We start from the raw sequence: 25,494 nt of genomic DNA, 5'->3' as shown, positions 1-25,494 counted from the left end.
TTGAAGCCTCCCTGAACCTGCAGAGGTCAGCCGCAAGCCGCCGCGAAGTCAAGGGCAGGCGTTGGAGTCAGCGCGCGACGACACCGTCGATCAGATTGAGGCCGAGCAGGAATTCGGAGGAGAATTGCGTGCGCACCAGCGGCTCGATCACAATTCCGCGCGCCAGCACGTCGGCTTCTGCGCGCCTTGCGGCCACGGCCTGCTCGACCGAGACGATCTCGAAGCGGAACGACGTGCCGGCGCGGGCCTGCGCCAGGCGGCCGAGATCGGGGCCGATCACGGTCGCGATCTTGGGATAGCCGCCGGTGGATTGCCGGTCGGCCATCAGCACGATCGGACGGCCATTGCCCGGCACCTGGATCGCACCCATCGCGATGCCATCGGAGAGGATGTTGTAGCCCTTCGCGTGGGTGAGCGTCGGCCCGTCGATGAAGAAGGCCATGCGGTCGGCCTTGGTCGACACGGTCCACGGTCCGTCGCGGAACGCGGCGATCTGATCTTGGGCGAAGTAATCGTCCTGCGGGCCGAGCACGACGCGGATGATGCCGGGCGGCCGATCAAGCCAGGGCGCTGCGATCACGCCGAGCGGCACCGCGGCGATATCGGGTGGTTCGACACGCAGCACATCGCCGGCCCTGAGCGCGCGGCCGTCGATGCCGCCGAAGTTCGTCCTTGTGTGCGTCGCGTTGGAGCCGAGCACCGGCGGCACCTTGATGCGGCCGGCGACGGCGAGATAGCACCACGCGCCGCTCTCGCCTGCGCGAATCCGAAAGGTGGCGCCGGGCTCCAGCGTGAGGATCAGCGCACCCGGCGGCAGCGCACGGCCGTCGAGCGTAACCGCGAACGCGCCGCCGGCAACCGCCAGCGTCAGCGGCGCGCCATCGGCCGTCACCTCGATGCCGCCGAGCGTGACCTCGATCGCGGTCGCGTCGCTGATATTGCCGACCGCGAGATTGGCGGTCGCGTGTGCCAGCGCATCCATCGGCCCCGCCGCGGTGATGCCATAGCGCAAATAGAAGTGACGGCCGCCGTCCTGCAGCGTCGTGCCCGGCCCGGCCGCGATGATCCGCAGCGATGCGTCCTGGCTCATGCGGCGCTCTTCCGCGCCACCACCTCGCCGCGGCCGGCGCGTTCGGCGAGCGCGTGATAGGTCGCCACATCGACCGGCTCGAACCGCAGTTGATCGCCCGGCTGGATGAAGAACGGATTGTCGCGCTCGGGGGCATAGAGCCGCTCCGGCGTGCAGCCGATCACGTACCAGCCAGTCGGCATCACAAAGGGCACGACGACGGACAGCCCGCCGGCAATCGAGACGCCGCCGGCCGGCTGCGGCGGCCGCGGCTCGGCACGCCGCGAGATCGCCAGCCGCTCCGGCACGCCGCCGAGATAGAGCTGGCCGGGCGAGAAGCCATACATGTAGACGCGGAGCGGCGTGCCGGTGTGCAGGCGCACGACCTCGTCACGCGACAGCTTGAGCAGGCCTGCGACTTCATCGAGGTCTTCCGCGAACGGCAATTCATAGCAGCACGGAAAACGCCAGGTCGTGCCCACTGTCGCCGATACGATCGTATCCGCCACCGCGCTGCGCGCGGCGTCCACCAGCCTGGCGCGATCGATCTGCAAGGGATCGTAATGGATCATCAGCGAGCGATAGGTCGGCACGCACTCGCGCACGCCCTTGGGCGGATCGGCGCGCAACGCGGTGTCGAGCGCGAGCACCTGCGCATTGATCACGGGATCGACGACGTCGCCGAACTCGACCACCAGCGCGGTCTCGCCGGCGTCGAGGAAACGCGGAGTGGTCGGCAGGCTCATGCCGCGGTCTGTCCGAACTGCCTCAGCGTGATCCCCGCCTGCTGCAACCGCTCGCGGATCAGCCGCGCGGTGGCGACCGCATGAACGGAATCGCCGTGCACGCAGATCGAGTCGATCGACGTCGGCAGCCGCGTGCCCTTGGCCGTGATCAGCGCTCTCGCCTCGATCATCGCGATCACGCGCGACGCCGCCTCCTCGGGATCGTGGATCATCGCACCGGGCTGGCCGCGCGGGATCAACTGGCCGGACTCGGTGTAGCCGCGATCGGCGTAGATTTCCTGATAGGCCGGGATGCCGGCGGCCTGCCCCGCCTTGATCACCTCGCTCAGCGCCGGCGCAAGGCAGGCAAGCTTCGGATCGACCGCGCGCTGGGCGCGGGTCACGGCATCGGCGACCTCGCGGTTCTCGCAGGCGATATTGCCGAGCGCGCCGTGAATCTTGACGTAGCTGATGCGGTGACCGGAATAGGCCGCGAGCGCCGCCGCGGCGCCGATCTGATAGGCGACGAAACGCTCGATCTCGCCGGTCGAATACGGCAGGCGCCGCCGGCCGAAGCCCGCGAGATCGGGATAGCCGGGATGGGCGCCGACCTGGACGCCGCGCTTCTGCGCCGTCGCGAAGGTGTGTCCCATCACATCAGGGTCGCCGGCATGGAAGCCGCAGGCGACATTGGCCGAGGTGACGATCGACAGCATCGCGTCGTCATCGCCGCAGGTATAGGTGCCAAAACCCTCGCCGAGATCGGAGTTGAGATCGATGGACGGCATTTTAGCACCCCTTGTCTTGCGGCCATGCCCGGCCTTCATCGCGACACGATATAGCAGATGAAGGCGGGCTGGGATCGCAGACGAGGTCCTATCTTTTCACATATGAGACCGGCGCGGGCACGTCGGCCAGAACGTCAGGCCGCGAGACCGACATGGCTGCGTCGGTCCGTCGCCAGCCCCTTCAGCACATCGGCCACGGCTGCGATCTTGCCCGCTTCGAGGTCGCGCAGCGGCGGGCGCACGCAGCCGCCGTTGAATCCGCGCAGGTTCATCGCGGCCTTGGTGGTCTGCGGCTGCCCGAATTCGCGCGCCAGGGCGCGGAACGGATACCAGAGCCGGTGCAGGTCGCGCGCGCTCGCCGCATCGCCAGCTTCCAGCGCACGATAGGTCGCCAGAATGAGCTCGGGCAGCGCGCAGCTGTTGGTCGAGCTCGTGCCGTCGAAACCGCACATCATCGGGCCGAGGAAGGCGAGATCGGAAGCGCAGAACAGGCGGATACGTCCCGAGAGCCGGTTGGCGATCTGGTCGATCGCGGTCGGCGACAGGTCGCCCTGCTTGACGCCGACGACACCCGGGATATCCGCGAGCTGCTCCAGCGTCGACGGCGACAGCGTGATGCCGATGCCGGGCGCGTTGTAGACGAGCACGCCGGTGCGCGAGAGCGGGATCATGTCGCGGAAGAACGCGACGATCTGGCCATCGGTGACCTCGGAAACGTAAGGCGGCGTCACCATCGGCAATCCGCCGAGATCGCCGGCAAGCGCCGTCAGCTCGCGCACGACGCGGACATCGGAGCCCGCGGTGCACAGCATCACCGGAACGCGGTCGCCGACGATATCCATGACGCGGCGAAACAGATCGGCCCGCTCCTCGGTCGACATCGCCGGAAACTCGCCATAGGTGCCGCCGATCAGGATGCCGTCGAAGCCGAGACCGATGACCCGTTCGATGTTGCGGGAAAGGCCCGCATGATCGAACGTGCCGTCCGCCTTGAACGGCGTGACCGTGATGTTGAACAGCCCGCGCAGCCGGGCGTGGCACTCGGTGATATCCTTCATGGCAATTGTCCTTGGATAGGCTTGGGGTCAGGCGGCGATGCGCAGGATCGGACGATCGAGCGTGCCGAGCGGGCGGCAACCGGTTTCGGTGACGACGATGGTTTCGCTCACGCCGACCGTGAACTGGCCGAAGATGCGCAGCGCCACCGGAAGATGGAACGTCATGCCCGGCCGCAATTCGGTGGTGATGCCGGTGTAGAGGCTCAGCACGCCGCCCTCGCCCCAATCGGGCGCGAACGCGATGCCGATGCTGTAGCCGACGCGCTTCTTGAAATTATCGGTGTAGCCGGCCTGATCGATCACGCGCTGGCAAGCCAGATGCGGCGCCTCGCAGGGCGCACCGGGCTTGATCGCCTCCAGCGCCGCATGAAGGCCATCCTGGCAGGTCTTCTCCATATCAACCGCGACTTGCGGCATCGCACCGAGCCAGGCGCAGCGCATCAGCGCGGCATGGTAACGATCGTGGCTTGCCGCCATTTCCAGGAAAGCCGGCTCGTCGGCGCCGATCCGGCCGCGGCGCCAGGTGCCGTGCGGCACGCCGGAGCGGCGGCCGACCGAGACCAGCGGCTCCATGCCGACATATTCGGAACCCGCGGCAATCGCCGTTCCGACCATGGCCGCGACCAAATCGTTCTCGCTCGCGCCGGATTTCACCGCGGCAAGGCCGGCGCGCATGCCGGCATCGACATAGGATGCCGCGGTCGCGATCTTCTCAAGCTCGGCGGCCGATTTCACGATGCGGAGCTGCTCGATGATCCCCGCGCCGTCATGCACCGTGCCGAGCTTGTCCTGCAGCGCCTCATAGGTTGCGACCGGCAGAAACCAGCCGCGCTTGTCGATCGCGATGCGCTTCGACGCCCAGCCGCGCGCCTTGATGACGTTGACCAGGAAATTCACCGGCTGGTCGCCGTCCTGATAGACCTCGGCGTCGGAGATAAATGTGTTGGCGATGAAGTTGAAATATTCGAGCTGCCGGACCACGAAGGCCGGCTCGCCATCGACGGGGAGCACCAGCGCCTGGAACGTGTAATAGCCCGGCGTCTGCTGCCCCGTCAGATAGAAGATGTTCTCAGGGCCAGTCACGACCATGACGTCGATGCCGGCCTGGGCCAGCAGCCTGCGTGCCCGCGCTATGCGCCCGTCATACTCCGCTTTCGGGAAGGCCGATTCCGCTCCCAGGCGAACGCCATTAATGTCCATATCCGTAGTCTCCGATGAGTTGGGTGGTCGCGGCATCAAAGGCGACGCCGAGGCCGGGGGCATGGTCGGCGCGCACTGCGCCTGCGGCGTATGAGACGCCAGAGACGGGATCGTCGAGCAGCCCGTCGGCGCCGTAGAGTTCTGCAAACGCCGGCGCGGTCGCACAGGCGACATGAAGGGCGGCAGCGGTCGCGGCCGCGCCCTCGTTCATCTGGCCGATCATGAAGGGCACGCGCGCATCGGCGAGCTGTCGCGCCGCCGCCATGGTCGGCGCGATGCCACCGAGCTTGACGAGTTTCAGATGCGCAAGGACGCAGCCGCCATAGCCGCAGATCCGCGTGACGTCGTCGGGCGCCGCGACGCTCTCGTCGAGCATCACGGGAAGCGGGCTTCGCCGGGCGAGATCATCGATCGCAGACCAGTCGCCGGGCGGCACCGGTTGCTCGACATAGGCCAGATCGAAGTCTGCGAGCGCGTCGAGCTTGGCGAGCGCCTCATCCCTGGCCCAGCGCCCGTTCGCGTCCGCAGCGATCTTCACGCCCGTCCCGAAGCGCACCCGCAGCGCGGCGATCCGGCGCAGATCCTCGGCAAAGTCACCAACCGCGATCCGGACCTTGAGGTCGCGATAGCCGCGATCGACATAGGCCTCGGCCTGCGCCAGGAAATCCTCATGCGACGACCAGAACAGGGTCTGGTTGGTCTTGCAGGCGACATCCGGCTTCGCGGTGCCGAGCCAGCCGGCCACGGTCTTGCCTTCCCGGCGCGCGACGAGATCATGCAGCGCGCAATCGATCAGCGTCTGCACCGGCGCGATGTAGGGAGTCTCCCACAACGCCATCATTGCGATCAGGTCGAGCGGATCGCGCCGCCAGTCGACGTCGCGGACGGCACTGACGGCGGACGCCACCACGTCCTTCGCTTCGTAACCGTTGAGATAGCCGATGTTGGCGCGCACCTCGCCGATGCCGACGGTCTCGCCGTCGTCGAGCCGCAGGTAGATCTCGGTCAGATGCGGGATGCTGCCTGATGACGCCGTATGCAGGACGAGCCCGCCGCCGTAATGCAGATCAGCCAGATGCAACGACACGCGCAAGGTCATAGGTCCTGGTTCCGCAACATGGCTTTCGCCACGTCACGATAGATCAGGCTGGAGGCGATGAACTCGTCGAGCGGCACGTATTCGTCGGGCTTGTGGGCGACGGCGAGGTCGCCGGGGCCGATCACCACGCCCTGCGCGCCGACGCTGCGGAAATGCACGAGGTCGCAACCGCCCTGGAAGCCGAAGGGACCGGGCTTGGCGACACCATGGGCGCGGCTCGCCGCGAGGCTCGCCTGCACGATCGGCGCATCCAGCGCGGTCTCCGTCGCACCACCGGTCGTCGCCTTGTAGTCGATGATTTCGGCGCGCAGGCCGAAGCGTTCGCGGGCGAGCACGAGCAGGTCGCCGATCTCGCGCTTGACCGCCCCCTCGTCCTCCCCCGGCACCATCCGCCGATCGAGCAGCAGGTCGCAGCCGGCAGGCAGCACATTGTCGGCGTGACCGCCATTGATCCGCGTCACGGTCAGGCTCGCCGCGCCGACCAGCGGATGGCTGCGGTGCCGCACGACCTTGTCGTGATGCTCGGCGACCAGTCCGAGCAACTCGGCGGCGCGATAGATCGCGTTCTCGCCGAGATGCGGCGTGCCGGAATGCGCAGCGACGCCATGCACCCGCACCACCGGGCGCAGGCTGCCCTTGTGCGCGCTGAAGATCGCATTCGAGGTCGGCTCGCCGATCACGGCGGCGTCGATCCTGGGCTGGCCCGCGGCATAGAATTTGGCGCCTTCACTGGCGATCTCCTCGTCGGCGACGAACACGGCCAGCAGCGTGCCCGACCAAGCCGCGCGATCGGCCGCGAGCATGCGCACCGCCTCCAGCATCGCCGCCAGCGGACCCTTGCAGTCGCAGGCGCCGCGCCCGTAGAGCCGGCCGTCTTTCTCGGTCAAGGCAAAGGGATCGGACGACCAGCCGCCGCCGGCCGGCACGACGTCCATATGGGTGTTGAAGGCAAAGACCGGCCCGCTGCCGTTTGCGAGCCGCGCGATGACGTTGACACGTCCGGGCTTGTATTCCTGCAGCGACACGTCGAAGCCGCTCGCGATCAGGAGCTCGCGCAGATAATGCGCCGCCGGCGCCTCGTGGCCCGGCGGATTCTGCGTGTCGATCGCGATCAGCGTGGCCAATTCCCGCTTCATGCGGCCGGCATCGGGAGAAGTGGACATCGAGGTGGCTCCGGACATCGGGCTCAGTGGAGAATCTGGTCGAGGAAGCGCTGCGCGCGCTCATTGACCTTGCCGCCGAAAAACTGATCGCTCGGCGCGCTTTCGATGATCTCGCCGCGCTCCATGAAGACGATCCGGTCGGCGGCGCGGCGGGCAAATCCCATCTCGTGGGTCACCACGATGCTGGTCATGCCCTCGGCGCTCAAGGTCGCCATGACGTCGAGCACCTCGCGGATCATTTCGGGATCGAGCGCCGAGGTCGGCTCATCATACAGCATCAGCTTTGGCCGCATCGCCAATGCACGCGCAATAGCGACGCGCTGCTGCTGGCCGCCGGACAATTCGTCGGGGAACGCATCCGCCTTCTCCGGAATCTGCACCTTGCGCAGCAATTCGGTCGCGATGTCGTGGGCGTCGGCACGGCTGACGCCCATGATCTTGACCGGCGCCAACATCACGTTCTCGATCGCGGAGAGATGAGAGAACAGCTCGAAATTCTGGAACACCATGCCGATCTGCCGCCGCAGCAGATGCGCGGTGCGGCGCGCGCGGGTGATGTTCTCGCCCTCGAAGAAGATGTCGCCGCCGTCGACGGCTTCGAGCAGGTTGACGCAGCGCAGCAGCGTCGACTTGCCGGAGCCCGACGGGCCGATCACGACCACGGTTTCCGAGGCCTCGACCGCGAGCGTGCAGGTCTTCAGCACCTGCGTCGCGCCAAAGCTCTTGTTGACCCCGATGATGTCAAGAAGCCGCTGCATGATCGCTCCGCCCTCAGCGCACCGCGAAGGATTTCGAGGTGCCGAGCATCCGCTCGGTCAACGACATCCGGCGCATCCGCTGCCGTTTCTTGGGATCGAGCGCGCGCTCCATCAGGACCTGCAGGCCCATGAACGCCGTCGTCATCGCGAGGTAATAGATGCCGGCCGCCGTCAACGCCTCGAAATAGCGGAAGTCGGCGCTCGCCGTCTGGTTGGCCACCAGCAGCAGCTCTTCCACCGCGATCACCGAGACGAGCGCACTGAGCTTCAGCATACCGATCATCTGGTTTCCGATCGGTGGCAGCACGATCCGCGCCGCCTGCGGAATCACCACGAGGCGCATCATCTGGGCGCCGGTCATGCCGAGCGCGAGGCCCGCGGTGCGCTGGCCCTTCTTCACCGCCTGCAGCCCCGAACGCAGGATCTCCGCCATGTAGGCGCCCTCGTTCAACGACAGCGCGAGCACGGCGCAGACGAAGGCCGAGAGCTTGATGCCGAACGACGGCAGCACATTGTAGATGAAGATGATCTGGAACAGCACGGGCGTGCCGCGGAACAGCCAGAGATAGCCGACCGAGACCACCGCGCCGGCACGGGTCCGGCTCTCCTGGATCAGCGCCAGCACGAGCCCGATCAGGACGCCGAAGAACAGCGACGCCACCGTCAACAGCAGCGTCATCGCCGCGCCGTGCACGAAGGCGGGCGATACCAGATACTGCAGGACGAGTTGGACCGACACCGGCGGCCCCTTATTCGAACAGCGACACGGAGGCCGGGAACTTCCAGGTCTCGATCAGTTTCTTGTAGGAGCCATCGGCGACGATCTCCTTCAGCGCCGCCTCGACCGCCGATTTCATTGCCGCATCGCCCTTGCGCACGGCCATGCCGATCTGCGTGTTGGCTTCGAATTCAGGACCTGCCACGGCGTAGACGCCCGGCACCTTGTCCATCAGCTCGACGGCGCCCGGCGTGGAGTTGAACAGCACGTCAGCGCGGCCCTGCCGCAGCGTCAGGGCCGAATCCTGCGCCGTCGGCAACGTCATCACGGTGACGGCGGCGAGCCCCTTGTCGCGGCATCGCTTGTCGTCCTGCCGCGCATAGGTTTCCTGGATGCCGCCGAGCGTGACTGCGATGGTCTTGCCGCACAGCGAATCGTCACGTCCGGTGATCTTGGCCGGATTGGCCGCCTGCACGATCACCAGCGTTCCGATCCGCAAGTAAGGCACGAAGTCGACCTGAGCGGCGCGCTGCTCGTTGATGTACATCGCCGAATTGATCAGATCGAGGCGTCCGCCCTGCAGCGCCACGATCAGGCCCTTGAACTCCATGTTCATCGGCTTCGGCTCGGCGCCGAGCTTCTTGCCCAACAGGCCGATCATGTCGATGTCGAAGCCCGAGAGCTTGCCATCCTTCTGGAATTCGAACGGCGCGAAGGTGCCGGCGACGCCATAGGTCAGCGTGCCTTTCTCGACCAGCGTGGCGGAGGAGAGGTCGGCTGCCGCGAGCGGCGCGGACAGGAAAAGCGACAGGAATCCGCAGACAAAGCGCAAGCGTGACATGGGTGGCACCTGTGGCTTGATTGTTTTATTGGAGATTATTATACAATCAATGCCGCATAGAGCGTCAAGCCCTATCCGCAGGCATTCCGTGATGAAGCTTTAGCCAAGGCGCAATTCGAAGCCAATTCATGGGGATAGGGCTCGCGGAGCTATTGTATCGGACCTTGCAACTCGTACTTTAGGAACAATCTCCTCGAATCCCCCATGGCGCGGTCGACCCAGCAAAACCGCTTCCGCCTGGCCAACCAGATCCTGGACGTCATCCGTGACGCCCGGCTGGAGCCCGGCCATCATCTGCGCGAGCAGCAACTCGCCGATCTCGTCGGCGTCTCGCGCACGCCGATCCGTTCGGCGCTCGACCTGCTTGCCGAGCGCGGCATCGTGGAAACGCGGAAGAACCACGGCTTCTTCCTGCGCAAGCCGTTCGATTCCCTGCATCGCATCGAGATCGCGGTGCCCTCGACGATCGAGGACGAGTTTTATGCCCGGCTGGTCCGCGACCGGCTCGAGAACCGGATTCCGAACTCGATCACGCAGAGCGAGATCGCCCGCCGCTACAAGGTCGATCGCGTCTCGTTGACGCGCACGCTGTCGCGGCTCGCCGAGGACGGCCTGATCGCGCGCAAGCAAGGCCATGGCTGGAGCTTCCTGCCGACGCTCGATTCCGTGGTCTCGCTCCGCGCCAGCTACGAGTTTCGCCTGACCATCGAGCCGTCAAGCTTCCTGCTGCCGACATTCAAGCCGGATCCCGGCGCGATCGAGCGGATGCGCCTGCAGCACCTCTATCTGATCTCGCATCCCGACATCGCCACGGTCAGCAGCACGCAGCTGTTCGAGACCGATGCGGCCTTTCATGAGATGTGCGCCGAATTCTGCGGCAATGCGTTCTTCTCCCAGGCGATCCAGTACCAGAACCGGCTGCGGCGCCTGCTGGAATTCGGCAGCTATTTCGACAGCCGCCGGGTCCGCGAATGGTGCAGGGAGCACCTCGCGATCATCGAGTCGATTGCATCAGGCGATCTTGCGCAGGCCTCCGGCCAGATGCGCGCCCATCTCGAACAGGCCCTGCGGGCCGCGCAGACGGCCCAGCAGCATTCGCGATCGTAAGGCGGTGGGCGATGCCGCCCACCGCGGCGCTGACGTTGGGCTAATCCATCTTGATGTTGGCGGCCTCGATCACCTTCTTCCAGCGCACCGTTTCGGACGCGATGTAGTCGGCGAAGGGTTTTGAATCCACGGCGACCGCAGCCGCGCCGAGCTCGGCCATCTTCGCCACCGTCTCCGGCTGCTGCATGAAGGCGCGGATCTCGGCCGACAGCTTCTCGACGATCGGCTTCGGCGTCGCCGCGGGGACGAAGAAGCCGTGCCAGGCGACCGCCTCGAAGCCGGGCAGGAATTCGGCGACCGCCGGCAGCTCCGGATCGAACGCGGCGCGCTTCGGGGTTGCGGTCGCGATCAGCGCCAGCTTGCCGGTCTTGGCGTGCGGCAGCAGCAGCGGCACGTTGTCGAAGGCGAGGTCGATCTGGCCGCTGAGCAGATCGGTGATCATCTGGCTCGAGCCCTTGTAGGGAACGTGCACCATCTTGGTGCCGGTCATCTGCTGAAACAATTCGCCGGCGAGATGCTGCGAGGTGCCGACGCCGGCCGAGCCGAACGAGACCTTGTCCGGATTGGCCTTCAGATAGGCGATCAGATCCGGCACGGTGCGCGCCTTGATCTTGTCGGGGTTGACCACGAGCACGTTGGGCACGACGCTGATCTGCGCCACCGGCGCCAGATCCTTCTCCGGCTGATAGCTGAGCTTCGCGCCATAGAGCGACGGATTGATCGCGAGCGCCGAGGTGCTGGCGAGACCGATCGTCATGCCATCGGGCGCTGCTTTCGCAAGCCGCGTCACGCCGAGGATCGAACCGGCGCCGCCGACATTCTCGATCACGAAGGGCTTGCCGAGCTTGGCCTGCAGCTGATTGCCGACCATGCGCGCGAAGATGTCCGCGGTGCCGCCGGCGGCGAAGGGGACGATCACACTCACCTGCTTGGACGGATAGCCATCCTGCGCGTTCGCGGGTGCCATCGCCAGCAGCAATGCGGACGCAAGACCAAACCACATCGATCTCATCGAAGTTTCCTCTGTTGTCTGTTGGTTGTTGATTGTTGCCGCGGAGCCGGATGGCTAGAGCGCGGCCTCGTACATTTTCAGGATCGCATCCCGGCTGAGCTCTGCCGGGTTGTTGTCGAGCAGCCGGCGAATCGCGTGCGCCTCGTCCGCCATCACGCCGAGATCGTCCCTGGGCACGCCGAGCGCGGACAGCCGCATCTCGATGCCGAGGCTGGTGCAGAAGCGATAGGCCGAGTCGAACGCAACCGTCTTGCGCTCGGGCAGGCCGAGCGCCTGCAGCACCGCGGCCGTCTTGGCCAAGGTCGCCGGCATGTTGAACGCCAGCGTGTGCGGGAAGATCACCGCGCACGCGAGTCCATGCGCGATGTGATGCCGCGTGCCGAGCGGATAGGCCACCGCGTGACCCGCCGTGGTGTTCACCGGCCCGAGGCAATAGCCGCCATAGAGTGAGGCCAGCGACAGCCCAGCGCGCGCCTCGCGATCGCCGCCGTCGACGACGGCGCGCTTGAGATATTTTCCGACCAGCCGCGCGCCTTCGAGCGCATAGAGGTCGATGGTCGGATGCGCCTTGCGGCTGGTATAAGCCTCGACGCAATGCGCCAGCGCATCGACGCCGGTTGCCGCCGTGACCTCCTTCGGCACCGTCATGGTGAGATCGGGATCGACGATTGCGATGTCGGCCAGCATGAAGCGGCTCTGCACCGCCTGCTTGTTCTGGCTGACGGGATCGGTGACCAGCGCGCGGGTGCCGGCCTCGCTGCCGGTGCCCGAGGTGGTCGGGATCTGCATCAGCGCGACGCTGCGGCCGGCGACCTTCTCAGGCCCGACGATATCGGCAAAGGCAACATCTGACGTGCAGAGCACCGCGACGAGCTTGGCGAGATCCATCGCGCTGCCGCCGCCGAAGCCGACGACAAGATCAGGCTTCGCTTCGCGCGCCATCGCGACCGCCTTGTCGAGATTGGGCAGGTCGGGCTCGGGCTTCACCTCGCCGAACACTTTCACAGCGCCCGGCAGCGCCAGCATGTCGACGCGGGCGGCGTTGAAGGGATCGGAAATCACCAGCGGCCGCTTGGCACCGATCCGTTCGGCGAAGCGGGCCGCGGCCGAGATGGTGCCGCAGCCGAACTCGAGGACGGTGGGACGGAGGATTTCGATCGGCGTAAAGGCGTTGGTCATCGTTTCGTTCGATCTCACTTGGATGCAGAAGCGCCGGCGGCAAGCCGCTCGGCGTAGTCGATCGCCTCAATCAGGCTGTGCTCGTTGGCGATGCCTTGGCCGGCGATATCGAAGGCGGTGCCGTGATCGACTGACGTGCGGATGATCGGCAGGCCCAGCGTGATGTTGACGCCGGACAGCTCCTGCCAGCGGCCGGTCGCGGGATCGACCTGGAAGCCGAGCAGTTTGACCGGGATGTGCCCCTGGTCGTGATACATCGCGACCGCAGCATCGTACTGGCCGGCGCGCAGCTTCACGAAGATGGTGTCGCCAGGCACGGGGCCGACGACATCGAGCCCGTCAGCGACCGCCTTGGCAATCGTCGGAGCTGAGACGTCGATGTCCTGTCGGCCAAACAGGCCGCCCTCGCCGGCATGGGGGTTGAGTGCGGCAATCGCGATCTTCGGCTTGGCGATGCCGAGCCGGCGCAGCGCATCGTGGGTGAGATCGATCACCATCCGCAGCCGCTCCGGCGTCAGCCGCTTCGGCACGTCCTCCAGCGCGACATGGGTCGAGACGTGGCTGACGCGCATGTTGCCGTGCGCGAGCAGCATCACCGAGCCGCGCACGCCGGTCAGATGCGCCAGCATCTCGGTATGGCCGGGAAAATGATAGCCGGCCTTGTTGAGCGCTTCCTTGTTGAGCGGCGCGGTGACGATCGCCGCAGTGCGGCCGGCCTGGGTCAGCCGCACACCGTGCTCGATCGCCTTGTAGGCAAAGCGGCCGCCATCGGCACTCAGCACGCCTGGCTTGATCGGCTCGCCTTCAGTGTCGGCTTGCAGGAAACAGAGGTTCGGCCACTCGCGGTCGTCGACGCTGACTTCCGGAATCGCCACGTCGGCGCCGAGCGCGGTCTTCGCGCCGTCCAGCGCAGCGCCGTTGCCGATGATCAGCAGGCGCAGATCGCCCTTCGCGATCCGCTCCTGCAATCCGACGCAGGCTTTGACGATGATCTCCGGCCCGATGCCGGCGGGATCGCCCATGGTGATGGCGAGATGGCGAGAGGTCATGTTGGACTCCTCATGGTGAGCAATTGATTGTCCCGGAGCAGGTCGCGCCACAGCTCGGCGGGGCCGAACGCACCGGATTTCGAGACCACGTGAACGCCGGCCCAGCGGCCGCCCTGCAGGATCGAGCACGGCAGGCCCGGCACGATCCGCCCCGTGACCTGCAGCGCATGCGCGCCGAGCGCGACACAGACCGCCTTCAGGGTTTCGCCGCCGGCAACGATCAGCGTGCCGGGCGGATCGAGCGTCGTAATCAGCGATGTCAGTTCCCGCGCGATGCGCCGCGCCGCTTCGCCGCGCGACAGCCCCTCGGCGAGGGCGAATTTCACCAGCGCTGCGCCGTCATCAGCAAGTTTGCGCTGAACCCGCGCGCCGCCCTCGCCTTCCCTGAGCGTGACGACGGCTTCGTCACACGCGGCGAGCTGCGAGGCCGTCACGGCCTGATCGGAGCCGAACAGGCCGAGCACCGGCTTCTTCAATTGCAGCGATGCCTCGGCACCGCGGCCGCGCGCCAGCGCGCCGGCGAGCCCGCCGCTGCCACACCACAGCACAGGCCCAGGCATCCGCCGCCCCATCTCGACCACACGATCGAGATCGAGGTCGCTCTCGGCATCGAACACCTGCACGCCGCCTTGCGACAGCGTGTCGGCGCGGCCTTGCTGCGCCTCGATGCCCTCTGCCTCCAGCTGAGACAACAGATTGTCGCCGACCCGATACCAGTCGCCCTCGACGGTGCGCGCGAATTGCTGACCGTCGACGGTGCGACGTCCCTGATAATTGAAGGCCGGCGCGACCACGCAGGACGCCCACGGACCGTTGCGCAGGCAGGCGCCGAGCTCGGCCGCCCAGGCGCCGCGCAGCAGGCTGTCGACTTTCTTGTAGGCGATGGTGCCGCCGCGCAGCTGTGGCGCCAGGCGTCCGACGATCTCGACGCTCTCCGCCTTGCTGCGTTCACGCGTGCCGCTGTCGATCGCAAGGCTCGCTGAATGCTGCGCAGCGGTGGCTTCCGGCCAGGTGACGTCGAACGGTCCGCACAGGCCGACGAACTCCGCCGCGGTGTCGAGCGCACCGGTCAGATCGTCGGCAAGCAGGCGGACGCTGGTCATGGTCAGGCCGCTCCCGCCGCGAAGATCTTGCCGGGATTCATCAGGCCCTTCGGGTCGAGCAATCGCTTGACGCCGCGCATCAGCTCGATGTCGAGCGGATCGGTGACGCGGGCCAGCCGGCCGCGATTGGTGATGCCGATACCGTGCTCGGCGCTGATCGCGCCACCTTGCGCTGCGGTCTCGTCATCGACGATTTCGTTGATCCAGGCGACCATTTCGGCAGTCGCCTGCGGGTCGCGGCAACGCGCGCGATCGAGCAATGCGATGACGTGAATGTTGCCGTCGCCGATATGGCCGTGCATCACGACGCGGGCATGCGGCACCGCTGCCATGATCCGCGCCTCGACATTGGTGACGAACACAGCCTGCCGCTCCAGCGGCACCACGCTGTCATGCGACACCACGTAACCGCTGCGCTTGTTGCCTTCGGAGACGCTGTGCCTGACAGCCCAGATCACCTTGGCTTGCGCGATGCTCGACGCCAGGATGGCGTCCTCGGCAAGCCCCGCCTCCATCGCATCGGCCAGCACGTCAGCGAGCGGCTCGTTGAGATCGACATTCGCGAGCGTGTCGGTGAGCTCGACGATCAGATACCACGGCGTGGTCAGTTCGAAGGGGATCGCGACATGCGGCACGGTCGCGGCGATCGCCTCGATCTGCGAGCGCGACAAGATCTCGAGGCTGCCGAGCCGGTCGCCGACCGCACCGCGCAGCCGCGCCATGATCTCGAGCGCCTGCTCGACACCCTGCAGCTTCAGCAGCGCCAGCGCCGAGCTGCGCGGCGGAGCGAACAGTTTCAGCACCGCCGCGGTGACGATGCCGAGCGTACCTTCCGCGCCGATGAACAGCTGCTTCAGCGCATAGCCCGTATTGTCCTTGCGCAGCGCGCGCAGGCCGTTGAAGACGCGGCCGTCGGGCAGCACCACTTCGAGCCCGAGCACGAGATCGCGCGTCGGGCCGTAGCGCAGCACGGCGGTGCCGCCGGCATTGGTCGAGATATTGCCGCCGATCTGGCAGGAGCCTTCGGCGCCGAGGCTCAAGGGAAAATAGCGATCGACGGATTTCGCCGCGGTCTGCACCTCCGCGAGGATGCAGCCGGCCTCCACCGTGATCGTGTTCGCGAGCGGACTGACATCGCGGACGCGGCGCATCCGGTCGAGCCGGATCACGACATTGCCGGCGCGATCATCGGGCGTCGCCGCGCCGCACATGCCGGTGTTGCCGCCCTGCGGCACGATCGCTAGTCCCTGCTCGGCGCAGCAGCGGACGACGGCCGAAACCTCGGCGGTCGAGCCGGGCTTCACCACCGCAACCGCGCGGCCCTGATAGCGGCCGCGCCAGTCCACCACATAGGCCTCCTGGTCGCCGGCGGACGCGATGACATGCTTGTCGCCGACGATCGCGGCCAGTCCTTGCAGCGCATCGGTGAAAGAGTCGGACATCGGATTGTCTCGGTCGCCCCGGCTCAAGCCGCGGCGGCAAACGCGCCGGCGCTCGCGAGCAGTTCCTTCAGCTGTGCCGCGGGCAAGGTCTCCAGCGGCGGCCGCAGCCGTTGCCAGCCGGCATGACCGGTGCGCTCGGCGACCAGCGCCTTCAGTGACGGCATCTGCGCAAAACGCGAGACCAGCTCGCGGGCCTTGACGATCCGCGCCTGCGCGGCCGCGAGGTCTGCGTCATCGTCGCTGTCGCGGAAATGCTTGAAGACATAGGCGAGATCGCGCGCGACCAGGTTCGAGGTCGCGGTGATGCAGCCCGCACCGCCCTTGCGCAGCAGCGGCAGCAGCAGGGGGTCCGCGCCGGCCAGCACCGAGAAGCCCGGGAAGCGCTCGACCATCGCGGTCATGTTGGCGAAATCGCCGGAGGAATCCTTGATGCCGACGATGGTTGACGGATAGGCCGCGCGCAGCCGCTCGATCAGCGCATGCGAGATCGGCTGCATCGACATTTGCGGGATGTGATAGAGCACGATCTTGAGGCGCGCATCGCCGATGCGCTGGATGATCTCGCTGTAGGCAGCATAGACACCGTCATCGCTGACGCCCTTGTAGTAGAACGGCGGCAGCATCACCACGGTCTCGACGCCGACCGACAGCGCGTGGCGCGTCAGCGCGACGGTGTCGGTGAACGCAGCAACACCGGTGCCCGGCAGCAGCTGGTTCGGCTTGATGCCGCCGGCGATCACGGCCTCCAGCAGCGCGGTGCGCTCGGCGACCGAGAAAGAATTCGCCTCGCCGGTGGTGCCGAGCATCGCGATGCCGTCGCAGCCCTCCGTCAGGAGATAGCGGCAATGCGCGACGAAGCGCGCATGATCAGGGGCCAGATCGGCATCGAGCGGCGTCAATGCTGCGGAAAACACGCCAGTTGGGTGCAGGGATGATGTGGACAAGCTTTCCTCCGGTCGCCGAAATCGGCATCTTGGCCGAAAAGCCGCTCTAGCCGGCTACAAGGCCATTGTTCGGAATGCGAACATTTGTTATGAATTGCGCGCTGTCGTAAATCCACCCTGCCCTTGCGTCAAGGGCGACGACCGTCATGGCAGGCATTCGATCATGGCCAAAGCTGCACCCAAGGCTGCAAAACGCGCTGAAGAGAAACCGCCGAAAAACCCCAAGAATTACGTCGCTTCAGTCGGCAAGGCCTTCGCCGTGCTGCAGAGTTTCACCAGCGAGGCGTTCGAGCTGACGCTGAGTGAAATTGCCGCACGCGCCGAGCTCGATCGCGGCACCACGTTCCGGCTGATCCAGACTTTGATCGAGCTCGGCTATCTTCAGGCCGTGCCGCAGAGCCGCCGGTTCCGGCTCGGCGTCGCCTGTCTCGATCTCGGCTACACCGTGCTGTCGGGCGGAACGCTGCGGTCGCTCGCCGAGCCGCTGCTGCGCGACCTCGTGCCTGCGGTGAGCGATGCCGCCTCGCTCGGCGCGCTCGACGGCGGCGACGTCATCTATCTCGCCCGCGTCGGCACCGGCCTCGACCGCCACAAGATGGATCGAAGGCCCGGCACGCGGATTCCCGCCTATAGCGCCGCCCTCGGCCACGTCATGCTGGCGCAGCTGCCGCGCGAGGAGCAGGTTCACCGGCTGGAAACGCGGCCGCGCATCAAACTGTCGGAGCGGACGCTGACCGATCTCGACGCGCTGCTCGATCGCCTCGATCTGGTGAAGCGGAAGGGCCACGCGGTGTCCGACGGCGAGAACGCCTACGGCCTGCGTACACTGGCCGCGCCGATCTTCGACGCGCAGGGACAGGTGATCGCGGGGCTGAGCATCACCGTCGATGCGACACGCATGGACATGGCGGCGTTTCGCGACCAGGCGCTGCCGCGGTTGCTCGATGCCGCCGGCAAGATGCAGGATCTCGCGATCAAGTCGGGCCTGTCGAGCTAACGCTTTCATGGAGAGGCGAACAGCATGACGCGGATCTATTCCCTCGCCTATCTCACCTCGGCTCCGCTGGCGCCGCCGGAGGCGCTGACGCTGGCCGGTAAGCTCGGCTATCAGGCGATCGGCGCGCGGATCGCGCCCGCGATGCCCGGCGGCGATTTCTCGCCGCTCACGACCGATGCCGCCATGCTGCGCGACAGCGTCCGCCGCATCACCGACACCGGCGTCAGCGTATTCGATGTCGAGATCATCAGGCTTGGTGCCGAATTCAAACCCGACGATGTCGCAGCGTTCCTCGACGTCGCCGCGCACTTGAAGGCACGCGCGATCCTGGTCGCCGGCGACGATCCGGACGAGGGACGGCTCACCGCGTCCTACGCAGCCTTCTGCCGCGCTGCGGCGCCGTTTGGTCTGACCGCCGATCTCGAATTCATGCCGTGGACCGCGGTGAAGGACGCGCAAAGCGCGCTCCGCATCGTCACCAACGCTGCGCAGCCAAATGGCCGCGTGCTGGTGGATGCGCTGCATGCGGCGCGCTCGACCACGACGCTCGAGGACATCGCCAACCTGCCGCGCGGACTGCTCAGCTACGCCCAGCTGTGCGACGCGCCCGCGGGCATTCCCACGACCACGGAAGAGATCATCTTCACCGCACGCTCCGCGCGGCTGTTGCCGGGTGACGGCGGCATCGATCTCAAGGGCATGCTCGGTGCCCTGCCGCATGATCTGCCGATCAGCCTGGAAATCCCGAACGACGAACAACTCGCAAAGCTCGGCCAGGAAGAATGGGCGCGTCGGGCGCTGGCGGCTGCGCGTAAGATCGCCGAGTAGCCCCTAGCCGCACTTTGCGTTTCTTCACCTCTCCCCGCTCTTTGGCGGGGAGAGGTCGGATCGCCCAAGGGCGATCCGGGTGAGGGGCCGTGCAGGACCGCGCCAAACAATTAGCCTCTCCGACTCCTCGATTGATCAGTCGGCACATAGCCGATGTGGGGCAGGCAGCGTGCCTTGCCCCTCACCCGCCGCGTGCGCTGCGCTCCGGCGTCGACCTCTCCCCGCTGAAGTGCGGCGAGAGGTGAACGCGCGACCTGCGCTTGACGGGGAGCCTCCTTGAGAGTTTAATAATCATCAACAACAAAAGTTCGCATTCCGAACATTCGCGATCCGGCATTGAACCGGACCTGAACGGGCCCAAGACCCGAATTCCGCGACACCAGAGGAAACGAAACAGATGCAAGCCATTTGGAATGGAGAGAGCACGCTCATCGTCGCGATGATCGTCGCCTATATCGCGTTCACCTCATGGCTCACCTTCCGGCTGCGCAGCAAGACCAGCGACCAGTTCATGACTGCGGCGCGTGCGATGCCTGCGGTCGTGGTCGGCGTGCTCATGATGTCGGAATTCGTCGGCGCCAAATCGACGGTCGGCACCGCGCAGGAGGCGTTCCAGTCCGGCATGGCGGCCGGCTGGGCCGTGCTCGGCGCCTCGATCGGCTTCCTGCTGTTCGGCTTGCTGATGGTGAAGAAGCTCTACAACTCAGGCGAATACACCATCTCGGCCGCGATCGCGCAGAAGTTCGGCAAGTCGACCATGCTCACGGTCTCCGTGATCATGATCTACGCGCTCTTGCTGGTGAATGTCGGCAATTACGTCAGCGGGGCGGCCGCGATCGCCACCGCCCTGCATGTCAGCCTGCCCGTTGCGATGTGCATCATCGCCGTGGTCTCGACCTTCTATTACGTGTTCGGCGGGATGAAGGGCGTGGCATGGGTCACGATCCTGCATAGCGCCTTCAAGATCGTCGGCATCTGCATCATCTTCGCGGTCGCGATGTCCCTGACCGGCGGCATCGCGCCGATGCAGGCCAAACTGCCCGCCTTCTATTTCAGCTGGGACGGCAAGATCGGCTTTGCCACCATCTTCGCCTGGACCTTCGGCACGGTCGGCGCGATTTTCTCGACCCAGTTCATCGTGCAGGCGATCTCGTCGACTCCCAGCGCCAACGACGCCCGCAAGGCCACGTTCTATGCCGCGGCGTTCTGCCTGCCGCTCGGCTTCCTGCTGGCGCTGATCGGCATTGCCGCCAAATATCTCTATCCCGACATGAACAGCCTCTACGCGCTGCCGGTATTCCTGGAGAAGATGCCACCGCTGGCGTCCGCTTTCGTCACGACCTCGCTGGTGGCCTCGATCTTCGTCAGCGTCTGCACGGTGGCGCTCGCAATCGCCTCGCTGGTGGTGCGCGATTTCTACGTGCCCTACTTCCAGCCTTCACCCGAGCGCGAGCTGAAGATGACCCGGGTGTTCTCGATCATCATCGGCATCGTGCCGCTGGTGTTCGTGTTCTTCATCCCGGAGATCCTGAAGCTGTCCTTCTTCACCCGCGCGCTGCGGCTGTCGATCACGATCGTCGCCATGATGGGCTTCTATCTGCCGCTGTTCTCGACCAACCGCGGCGCGACCGCGGGGCTGATCGGCGCCGCGCTCTCGACCACGGTCTGGTACCTGCTCGGCAATCCCTTCGGCATCGACAACATGTACATCGCCGCGGTGACGCCGCTGATCGTGATGGCGATCGAGCGCGTGGCGCTGCCGCGCACGCCGGCCGCACAGCCCGATGCCTTCATCCAGAGGACCCAGACATGACCGACGTCATCGACATCGCCGCCGACGGCGTGACGCGCAAGGTGGCTGATGACCCCGACCGTTTCGACGCCTTCATCCCCTCGCCCTGCGTGCAGAACCACGCCGCCAATTTGATGGAGCTTGCCAACGGCGACCTCGCCTGCGTCTGGTTCGGCGGCACGCAGGAGGGCATGTCCGATATCTCGGTCTATTTCTCCCGTCTCGCCCGCGGTGCGAAGCAATGGTCGAAGGCCGAAAAGCTCTCCGACGATTCGTCGCGATCCGAGCAGAACCCGGTGCTATTCCCGGCACCCGACGGCACGCTGTGGCTGATGTGGACCGCGCAGCTTGCCGGCAATCAGGACACCGCCCTGATCCGCCGCCGCCTCTCGCATGACCATGGCAAGAGCTGGGGCCCGATCGAGACACTGTTCCCCGAGACGCGCGGCCGCGGCACCTTCATCCGCCAACCGATCGTGGTGCTCGACAATGGCGACTGGCTGCTGCCGGTGTTCTATTGCCACAGCCTGCCGGGCAAGAAATGGAACGGCGACGAGGACACCAGCGCGGTGAAGATCTCCTCTGACCAGGGTGCGACCTGGCGCGACGTCGATGTGCCGGGCAGCCGCGGCTGCGTGCATATGTGCATCGCGCGCGTCAGCGACGGCTCCTTGCTCGCGATGTATCGGAGCCGCTGGGCCGATCACATCTATCAGAGCCGCTCCAGCGATCACGGTCGCAGCTGGTCGGCGCCGGTCGCCACTTCGCTGCCGAACAACAATTCCTCGATCCAGTTCACCCGGCTGGCCAACGGCCATCTCGCGCTGGTCTTCAACAATTCCAGCGCGGCCAACGCGACCGATCGCCGGCTGTCGCTCTATGACGAGATCGAGGATAACCTGCCGCCGGTGCTCGGCGGCGAGGCCGCCAAGACGGATGGCCGCTCCGCGTTCTGGGGCGCGCCGCGCGCACCGATGACGCTGGCGATCTCGACCGACGACGGGCGAAGCTGGACCCGACGCGATGTCGAGATCGGCGACGGCTATTGCCTGACCAACAACTCCCGCGACCAGACCAATCGCGAATTGTCCTATCCCTCGGTCAAGCAGACATCCGACGGCGCGCTACATATGGCCTTCACCTATCACCGCCGCGCGATCAAGCATGTCCGCGTGACCGAGCCATGGGTCGCCCGCGACGGCAAGGCCTAAGACCATGGCCGTGCAGCCGCACGCCCTCGTCACCGGCACCAGCTCCGGCATCGGCGCCGCCGTTGCGGCGCGGCTGCTGAGCGACGGCTGGCAGGTCACCGGCATCAGCCGCCGTCCGCCGGCGCTCGACCATCCGGCATTCCGTCATCTGCCGCTCGACTTGAGCGACGCCGCAGGCATCGAACGCACCGTCGCGGACGTGGCGCCGACGGCGCTGGTGCACGCGGCCGGCCTGCTCAAAGTCGGCAAGCTCGGCGAGCTCGCCCATGACGACGGCGCGGAGATGTGGCGGCTGCATGTCGACGTCGCCGAACGCCTCGCCAATCTGATCGCGCCGCGGCTGCGGCAGGGCGGCCGCATCGTCTTCATCGGCAGCCGCACCGCCTCGGGCGCCGCCGGCCGCGGGCAATATGCCGCGACGAAAGCGGCACTGGTGGCGATGGCGCGCTCCTGGGCCGCCGAACTCGCGCCGCGCGGCATCACCGTCAATGTCGTGGCGCCCGCCGCAACGGAAACGCCGATGCTGAACGATCCCGCGCGCGGCAGCGTCACGCCGAAGCTGCCGCCGATCGGGCGCTTCATCCGCCCCGAGGAGGTCGCAGCGGCCGTGGCGTTCCTGCTGTCAGCAGATGCGGGCGCCATCACCGGCCAGCAGCTCGTGATCTGCGGCGGCAGCTCGCTCTGATCTTGACCCTCATGGTGAGGAGCGCGTAGCGCGTCTCCGGACAATGCTTCGCATCGCCGGGCGTACCATGAGGCCCCGTCCGTGGCCTCGTCCTTCGAGACGCCGCTTCGCGGCTCCTCAGGATGAGGGTTGAGACTAAACCCCGCGGAACTTCTGCGCGCCGCCATCTGACGATTTCCGCGCCGCGTCGAAATTGCTCTCGATCCGCAGCAGCAAACGCCGCAGCCGCTTCATGTCGTCGCGGGACATGCCGGTCAATGCGACGTTCAAGATGGGCATGCCAATCGCCAGCGCCTTCTTGAAGGTGTCGCGGCCGGCGCGCTGCAGGTGAATAGTCATCGACCGCCGGTCTTCGGTATCGGGCACGCGCGAGATCCAGCCGCGCTGTTCCATCTTCGCCAGCGCCCGCGACAGGGTCGAGGCTTCCGTGGACGTCGCCTCCGACAGCTCCAGAATGCTGAGATCGTCCTTCTCGTGCAGAAAGGCCAGCACCCGCCATTGCGTGAACGTCAATCCAAACGACTCCAGCTCCAGCTCGAAGTCGGCATTGAGCTTCATCGCGACGCGATTGAGCAGGAAGGGCAAGAAATCCGTCTGGCCGGGATGGCCGGCCTCGTCGATCTCGGTCATCAATACGCACTCTTCGGCCGCGGCCCAGCTTCTGCCGCCAGCGCCAGGTCGATATGCGCCTTCAGGTTCTCCAGCAGCGCGCGGCGGTAGCCGGCGACGTCGAGGCCAGTCCAATCATAGAAGCCGCTGCCGGTCTTCAGGCCGAGCTTTCCTTCCTTCATGTGCCGGGCGATGATCTCGGGCGCGGTGAAGCGCGGATCCAGCGCGCCGGAAAGATATTCGCTGGCGTAATGCAGGATGTCGCAGCCGCCAAAATCGACGAACTCGAGCACGCCGAGGCAGGCGTAGCGCACCCCGAAGCCGACGCGGATCGCCTTGTCGATATCGGATGGCGTCGCGACGCCCTCCTGCACCATCCGCGCCGCCTCGTTCATAACTGTGCTTTGCAGCCGCGGCACGATGTAGCCGGCGGCCGGACCGCACATGACAGGCACCTTGCCGTGTTGCGTCAGGAAAGCGGTGAGGCGCGTCACGACGTCAGGATCGGTCCCGGCATGGGTCGACAGTTCGACCAGCGGGATCAGGAAGGCCGGATTGAGCCAATGCGCATTGAGGCAGCGCTGTGGTTCCGGCACCAGCGCGGCGATGTCGGTGGAGAGAAAGGTCGACGATGTCGACGCCACGATCGTTTCGCGCGGCAAAACATCGGCGATCGCGGCAAACGCCTCGCGCTTTGCTTCCAGCGTTTCGGGCACGGCCTCGAACAGGATCTTGGCGGACGCCAAGGCGGCCTTGGCTTCGTGGCGCCGCATCACGGTGATGCGCGCGTCCTTCGGCAATTCGATGCCGATCCCGGCCAGTGCCTGCGTGGTCTGCGCGATCTCTTGATCGATTTCAGCACACAGCTCCTCGAACTCGGCGTCCGAGCGCGGCTTGATGTCGAGCAGCACGCTTTCAACGCCGCCCTGCGCAAAGGCGAGCGCAATGCCGCGGCCCATCCGGCCGGCGCCGAGAATCGCGAGAGGTGCCGCGCTCATGCCACCGCTCCCTTCATCAACATATCCGTCATCTGCTGCGGCGACAGCTTCTGCAGGCCGAGCGACGTCATGGTGCGCGGCCCGTTGGCGAGATCGCGGCCACAGATTGCCGAGGCAATCGCAAGCAGGCCGGTTGCGGTCGGCGCCGGCACGCCGGCCCAGTTCGCGACCGAGACCAGGAAGGAAAGCCCATAGTGGACGTCCTCGGTCATGTAGCGATGCTCTGTGAGATTGATCTTCTCGCGCCAGTCGCCGCTGTCGACCAGCACCTTGTGGGTGTCGCCATACATCCAGCGGTCGCTGCTGTAGGTGTCGCGCAGCGGATAGTGATACGGCTTGTAGCCGAGCGCCTCACGCACCGCGATCCGCTCCTCGTCGAGCGCATCGGTGACGCGGCGCACCGCCGGCTGCGTGCCTTCGTTGTGGATGTCGAAACGGTCCTGGAATTCCAGGGGACCGGCATTCATCAGGATCAGCGGCGGATGGATGATCGGCCCGCCATTCATCAGCGCCGCCGACAGCGCGTCCTCGATCAGATGGATCGACGGAAACGCCTTCGACACCACCGCAAAGCCGCGCTCGCTGTGCCTGGTCGGGAAGAAGCCGGTCGGCAGCCGCACCGCGCGCACGGTGATCGCGATCTCGGCCGGGCCGTGCTTGCGCGTCAGATAAGGCAGCGTCCCGGTCTCGCCGAGGATCACATCGGCCTTGCAGCCGTGGCGGCGCAGCTGCTGCATCATCGCAAAGCTGCCGAACGTGCCGGGTGGCAGGAAGATCACCTGCCCGTCAGCGAGATGCGGCGCCATTGCCTGCGCGATCTCGTCCTGCGAGAAAGCCGGCGTCGGGATCACGATCAGCTCTGCGCCGCGCACGGCCGCGCCGATGTCGGTGGTGACGCAAGCGATCTTGACCTCGCGGACGCCCTTGGCGTCCTTCAGCGTCAACGCCTGCTTGGCCAGCACGGGCGCGAACGCCGCGGCATCGCGCCGCCAGAACCGGACTTCATGCCCCTGCTCCGTAAGATCGGCCGCCGCCGCATAGGACCCGTTGCCGCCACCGAGAACCGCGATCTGCATGGCTTGCTCCTCCCGCACTCATTTAATTGCATGCGCACGCAAC

At 66.3% G+C, this 25,494-nt stretch carries 25 protein-coding genes; 6 read left to right on the top strand and 19 right to left on the bottom strand.

All coding sequences use genetic code 11. The features are described from left to right. Window positions 1-67: 67 nt before the first annotated feature. The 10 genes from JQ604_RS24990 to JQ604_RS24945 all read right to left on the bottom strand — a co-directional run bounded on the left by JQ604_RS24990 (window position 68) and on the right by JQ604_RS24945 (window position 9,419). A complete protein-coding gene (locus JQ604_RS24990) occupies window positions 68-1,090 on the bottom strand; it encodes a biotin-dependent carboxyltransferase family protein (RefSeq protein WP_212363119.1) in 1,023 nt (340 codons plus the stop codon). Next, window positions 1,087-1,815, bottom strand: coding sequence for a 5-oxoprolinase subunit B family protein (locus JQ604_RS24985; protein ID WP_212363117.1), 729 nt, complete (start codon window positions 1,813-1,815; stop codon window positions 1,087-1,089). Before JQ604_RS24985 ends, JQ604_RS24990 begins: the two co-directional genes overlap by 4 nt. Further along, window positions 1,812-2,582, bottom strand: a complete 771-nt coding sequence (locus JQ604_RS24980; RefSeq protein ID WP_212363115.1) for a LamB/YcsF family protein — start codon at window positions 2,580-2,582, stop codon at window positions 1,812-1,814. Before JQ604_RS24980 ends, JQ604_RS24985 begins: the two co-directional genes overlap by 4 nt. 134 nt (window positions 2,583-2,716) lie before the next feature. Further along, window positions 2,717-3,640, bottom strand: a complete 924-nt coding sequence (locus JQ604_RS24975; protein ID WP_212363113.1) for a dihydrodipicolinate synthase family protein — start codon at window positions 3,638-3,640, stop codon at window positions 2,717-2,719. Between the two features lie 27 nt (window positions 3,641-3,667). Next, complete coding sequence (locus JQ604_RS24970) at window positions 3,668-4,840, bottom strand: M24 family metallopeptidase (protein ID WP_212363111.1); 1,173 nt, start codon at window positions 4,838-4,840, stop codon at window positions 3,668-3,670. Continuing rightward, on the bottom strand, window positions 4,830-5,939 hold the full coding sequence (locus JQ604_RS24965; RefSeq protein WP_249158625.1) for a mandelate racemase/muconate lactonizing enzyme family protein: 1,110 nt from the start codon (window positions 5,937-5,939) through the stop codon (window positions 4,830-4,832). The genes JQ604_RS24970 and JQ604_RS24965 overlap by 11 nt, the downstream gene beginning before the upstream one ends. Then, complete coding sequence (locus tag JQ604_RS24960) at window positions 5,936-7,102, bottom strand: M20 family metallopeptidase (protein WP_212363109.1); 1,167 nt, start codon at window positions 7,100-7,102, stop codon at window positions 5,936-5,938. The genes JQ604_RS24965 and JQ604_RS24960 overlap by 4 nt, the downstream gene beginning before the upstream one ends. Window positions 7,103-7,125: 23 nt before the next feature. After that, on the bottom strand, window positions 7,126-7,860 hold the full coding sequence (locus JQ604_RS24955) for an amino acid ABC transporter ATP-binding protein (RefSeq protein WP_212363107.1): 735 nt from the start codon (window positions 7,858-7,860) through the stop codon (window positions 7,126-7,128). A gap of 13 nt (window positions 7,861-7,873) precedes the next feature. Continuing rightward, complete coding sequence (locus tag JQ604_RS24950) at window positions 7,874-8,599, bottom strand: amino acid ABC transporter permease (protein ID WP_212363105.1); 726 nt, start codon at window positions 8,597-8,599, stop codon at window positions 7,874-7,876. A 10-nt stretch (window positions 8,600-8,609) separates the two neighbouring features. After that, window positions 8,610-9,419 (bottom strand): ABC transporter substrate-binding protein, encoded by an 810-nt coding sequence (locus tag JQ604_RS24945; RefSeq protein WP_212363103.1) that lies wholly within the window; start codon window positions 9,417-9,419, stop codon window positions 8,610-8,612. A 204-nt stretch (window positions 9,420-9,623) separates the two neighbouring features. Here JQ604_RS24945 and JQ604_RS24940 point away from each other — a divergent pair, with 204 nt between their 5' ends. Beyond that, the gene (locus tag JQ604_RS24940; protein ID WP_212363101.1) at window positions 9,624-10,526 is read left to right on the top strand and encodes a GntR family transcriptional regulator; all 903 of its coding nucleotides are present in this window, start codon (window positions 9,624-9,626) and stop codon (window positions 10,524-10,526) included. 40 nt (window positions 10,527-10,566) lie between these two features. On the opposite strand, the gene JQ604_RS24935 is transcribed toward JQ604_RS24940, so the two are convergent. The 6 genes from JQ604_RS24935 to JQ604_RS24910 are packed head-to-tail and all read right to left on the bottom strand — an operon-like array spanning window position 10,567 to window position 17,255. Beyond that, on the bottom strand, window positions 10,567-11,538 hold the full coding sequence (locus JQ604_RS24935; protein ID WP_212363099.1) for a Bug family tripartite tricarboxylate transporter substrate binding protein: 972 nt from the start codon (window positions 11,536-11,538) through the stop codon (window positions 10,567-10,569). A gap of 54 nt (window positions 11,539-11,592) precedes the next feature. Further along, a complete protein-coding gene (locus JQ604_RS24930; protein ID WP_212363097.1) occupies window positions 11,593-12,717 on the bottom strand; it encodes an iron-containing alcohol dehydrogenase in 1,125 nt (374 codons plus the stop codon). Between the two features lie 14 nt (window positions 12,718-12,731). Continuing rightward, window positions 12,732-13,766 (bottom strand): 4-hydroxythreonine-4-phosphate dehydrogenase PdxA, encoded by a 1,035-nt coding sequence (gene pdxA, locus JQ604_RS24925; protein ID WP_212363096.1) that lies wholly within the window; start codon window positions 13,764-13,766, stop codon window positions 12,732-12,734. Beyond that, window positions 13,763-14,869 (bottom strand): four-carbon acid sugar kinase family protein, encoded by a 1,107-nt coding sequence (locus JQ604_RS24920; protein ID WP_212363095.1) that lies wholly within the window; start codon window positions 14,867-14,869, stop codon window positions 13,763-13,765. Before JQ604_RS24920 ends, pdxA begins: the two co-directional genes overlap by 4 nt. 2 nt (window positions 14,870-14,871) lie before the next feature. Further along, a complete protein-coding gene (locus JQ604_RS24915; RefSeq protein WP_212363094.1) occupies window positions 14,872-16,311 on the bottom strand; it encodes an FAD-binding oxidoreductase in 1,440 nt (479 codons plus the stop codon). A gap of 23 nt (window positions 16,312-16,334) precedes the next feature. Beyond that, complete coding sequence (locus JQ604_RS24910; RefSeq protein ID WP_212363093.1) at window positions 16,335-17,255, bottom strand: dihydrodipicolinate synthase family protein; 921 nt, start codon at window positions 17,253-17,255, stop codon at window positions 16,335-16,337. Window positions 17,256-17,418: 163 nt separating this feature from the next. Between JQ604_RS24910 and JQ604_RS24905 the strand changes: the two genes are divergently transcribed. The 5 genes from JQ604_RS24905 (at window position 17,419) to JQ604_RS24885 (ending at window position 22,768) form a co-directional block, all read left to right on the top strand. Further along, window positions 17,419-18,252, top strand: coding sequence for an IclR family transcriptional regulator (locus JQ604_RS24905; RefSeq protein WP_212363092.1), 834 nt, complete (start codon window positions 17,419-17,421; stop codon window positions 18,250-18,252). A gap of 24 nt (window positions 18,253-18,276) precedes the next feature. Next, window positions 18,277-19,080, top strand: a complete 804-nt coding sequence (locus tag JQ604_RS24900; RefSeq protein WP_212363091.1) for a sugar phosphate isomerase/epimerase family protein — start codon at window positions 18,277-18,279, stop codon at window positions 19,078-19,080. 397 nt (window positions 19,081-19,477) lie between these two features. Further along, window positions 19,478-20,893, top strand: coding sequence for a sodium:solute symporter family protein (locus JQ604_RS24895; RefSeq protein ID WP_212363090.1), 1,416 nt, complete (start codon window positions 19,478-19,480; stop codon window positions 20,891-20,893). After that, window positions 20,890-22,083 carry a sialidase family protein gene (locus tag JQ604_RS24890; RefSeq protein ID WP_212363088.1) on the top strand — a complete coding sequence of 398 codons (1,194 nt, stop codon included), beginning with the start codon at window positions 20,890-20,892 and terminating at the stop codon, window positions 22,081-22,083. The genes JQ604_RS24895 and JQ604_RS24890 overlap by 4 nt, the downstream gene beginning before the upstream one ends. A gap of 4 nt (window positions 22,084-22,087) precedes the next feature. Further along, window positions 22,088-22,768 (top strand): SDR family NAD(P)-dependent oxidoreductase, encoded by a 681-nt coding sequence (locus JQ604_RS24885; protein ID WP_212363086.1) that lies wholly within the window; start codon window positions 22,088-22,090, stop codon window positions 22,766-22,768. Window positions 22,769-22,903: 135 nt separating this feature from the next. On the opposite strand, the gene JQ604_RS24880 is transcribed toward JQ604_RS24885, so the two are convergent. The 3 genes from JQ604_RS24880 to JQ604_RS24870 are packed head-to-tail and all read right to left on the bottom strand — an operon-like array spanning window position 22,904 to window position 25,451. Beyond that, window positions 22,904-23,398 carry a MarR family winged helix-turn-helix transcriptional regulator gene (locus JQ604_RS24880; RefSeq protein ID WP_212363084.1) on the bottom strand — a complete coding sequence of 165 codons (495 nt, stop codon included), beginning with the start codon at window positions 23,396-23,398 and terminating at the stop codon, window positions 22,904-22,906. Next, window positions 23,398-24,375 carry a 3-hydroxyacyl-CoA dehydrogenase NAD-binding domain-containing protein gene (locus tag JQ604_RS24875; protein WP_212363082.1) on the bottom strand — a complete coding sequence of 326 codons (978 nt, stop codon included), beginning with the start codon at window positions 24,373-24,375 and terminating at the stop codon, window positions 23,398-23,400. Before JQ604_RS24875 ends, JQ604_RS24880 begins: the two co-directional genes overlap by 1 nt. Beyond that, window positions 24,372-25,451: an NAD/NADP-dependent octopine/nopaline dehydrogenase family protein gene (locus JQ604_RS24870; RefSeq protein ID WP_212363080.1), complete on the bottom strand. Its 1,080-nt coding sequence runs from the start codon at window positions 25,449-25,451 to the stop codon at window positions 24,372-24,374. The genes JQ604_RS24875 and JQ604_RS24870 overlap by 4 nt, the downstream gene beginning before the upstream one ends. Window positions 25,452-25,494 lie beyond the last annotated feature (43 nt).

This window comes from Bradyrhizobium jicamae (assembly GCF_018130695.1).
Classification (GTDB): Bacteria; Pseudomonadota; Alphaproteobacteria; order Rhizobiales; family Xanthobacteraceae; genus Bradyrhizobium; species Bradyrhizobium jicamae_B.
This window is presented reverse-complemented; position numbering and strand designations above follow the sequence as displayed.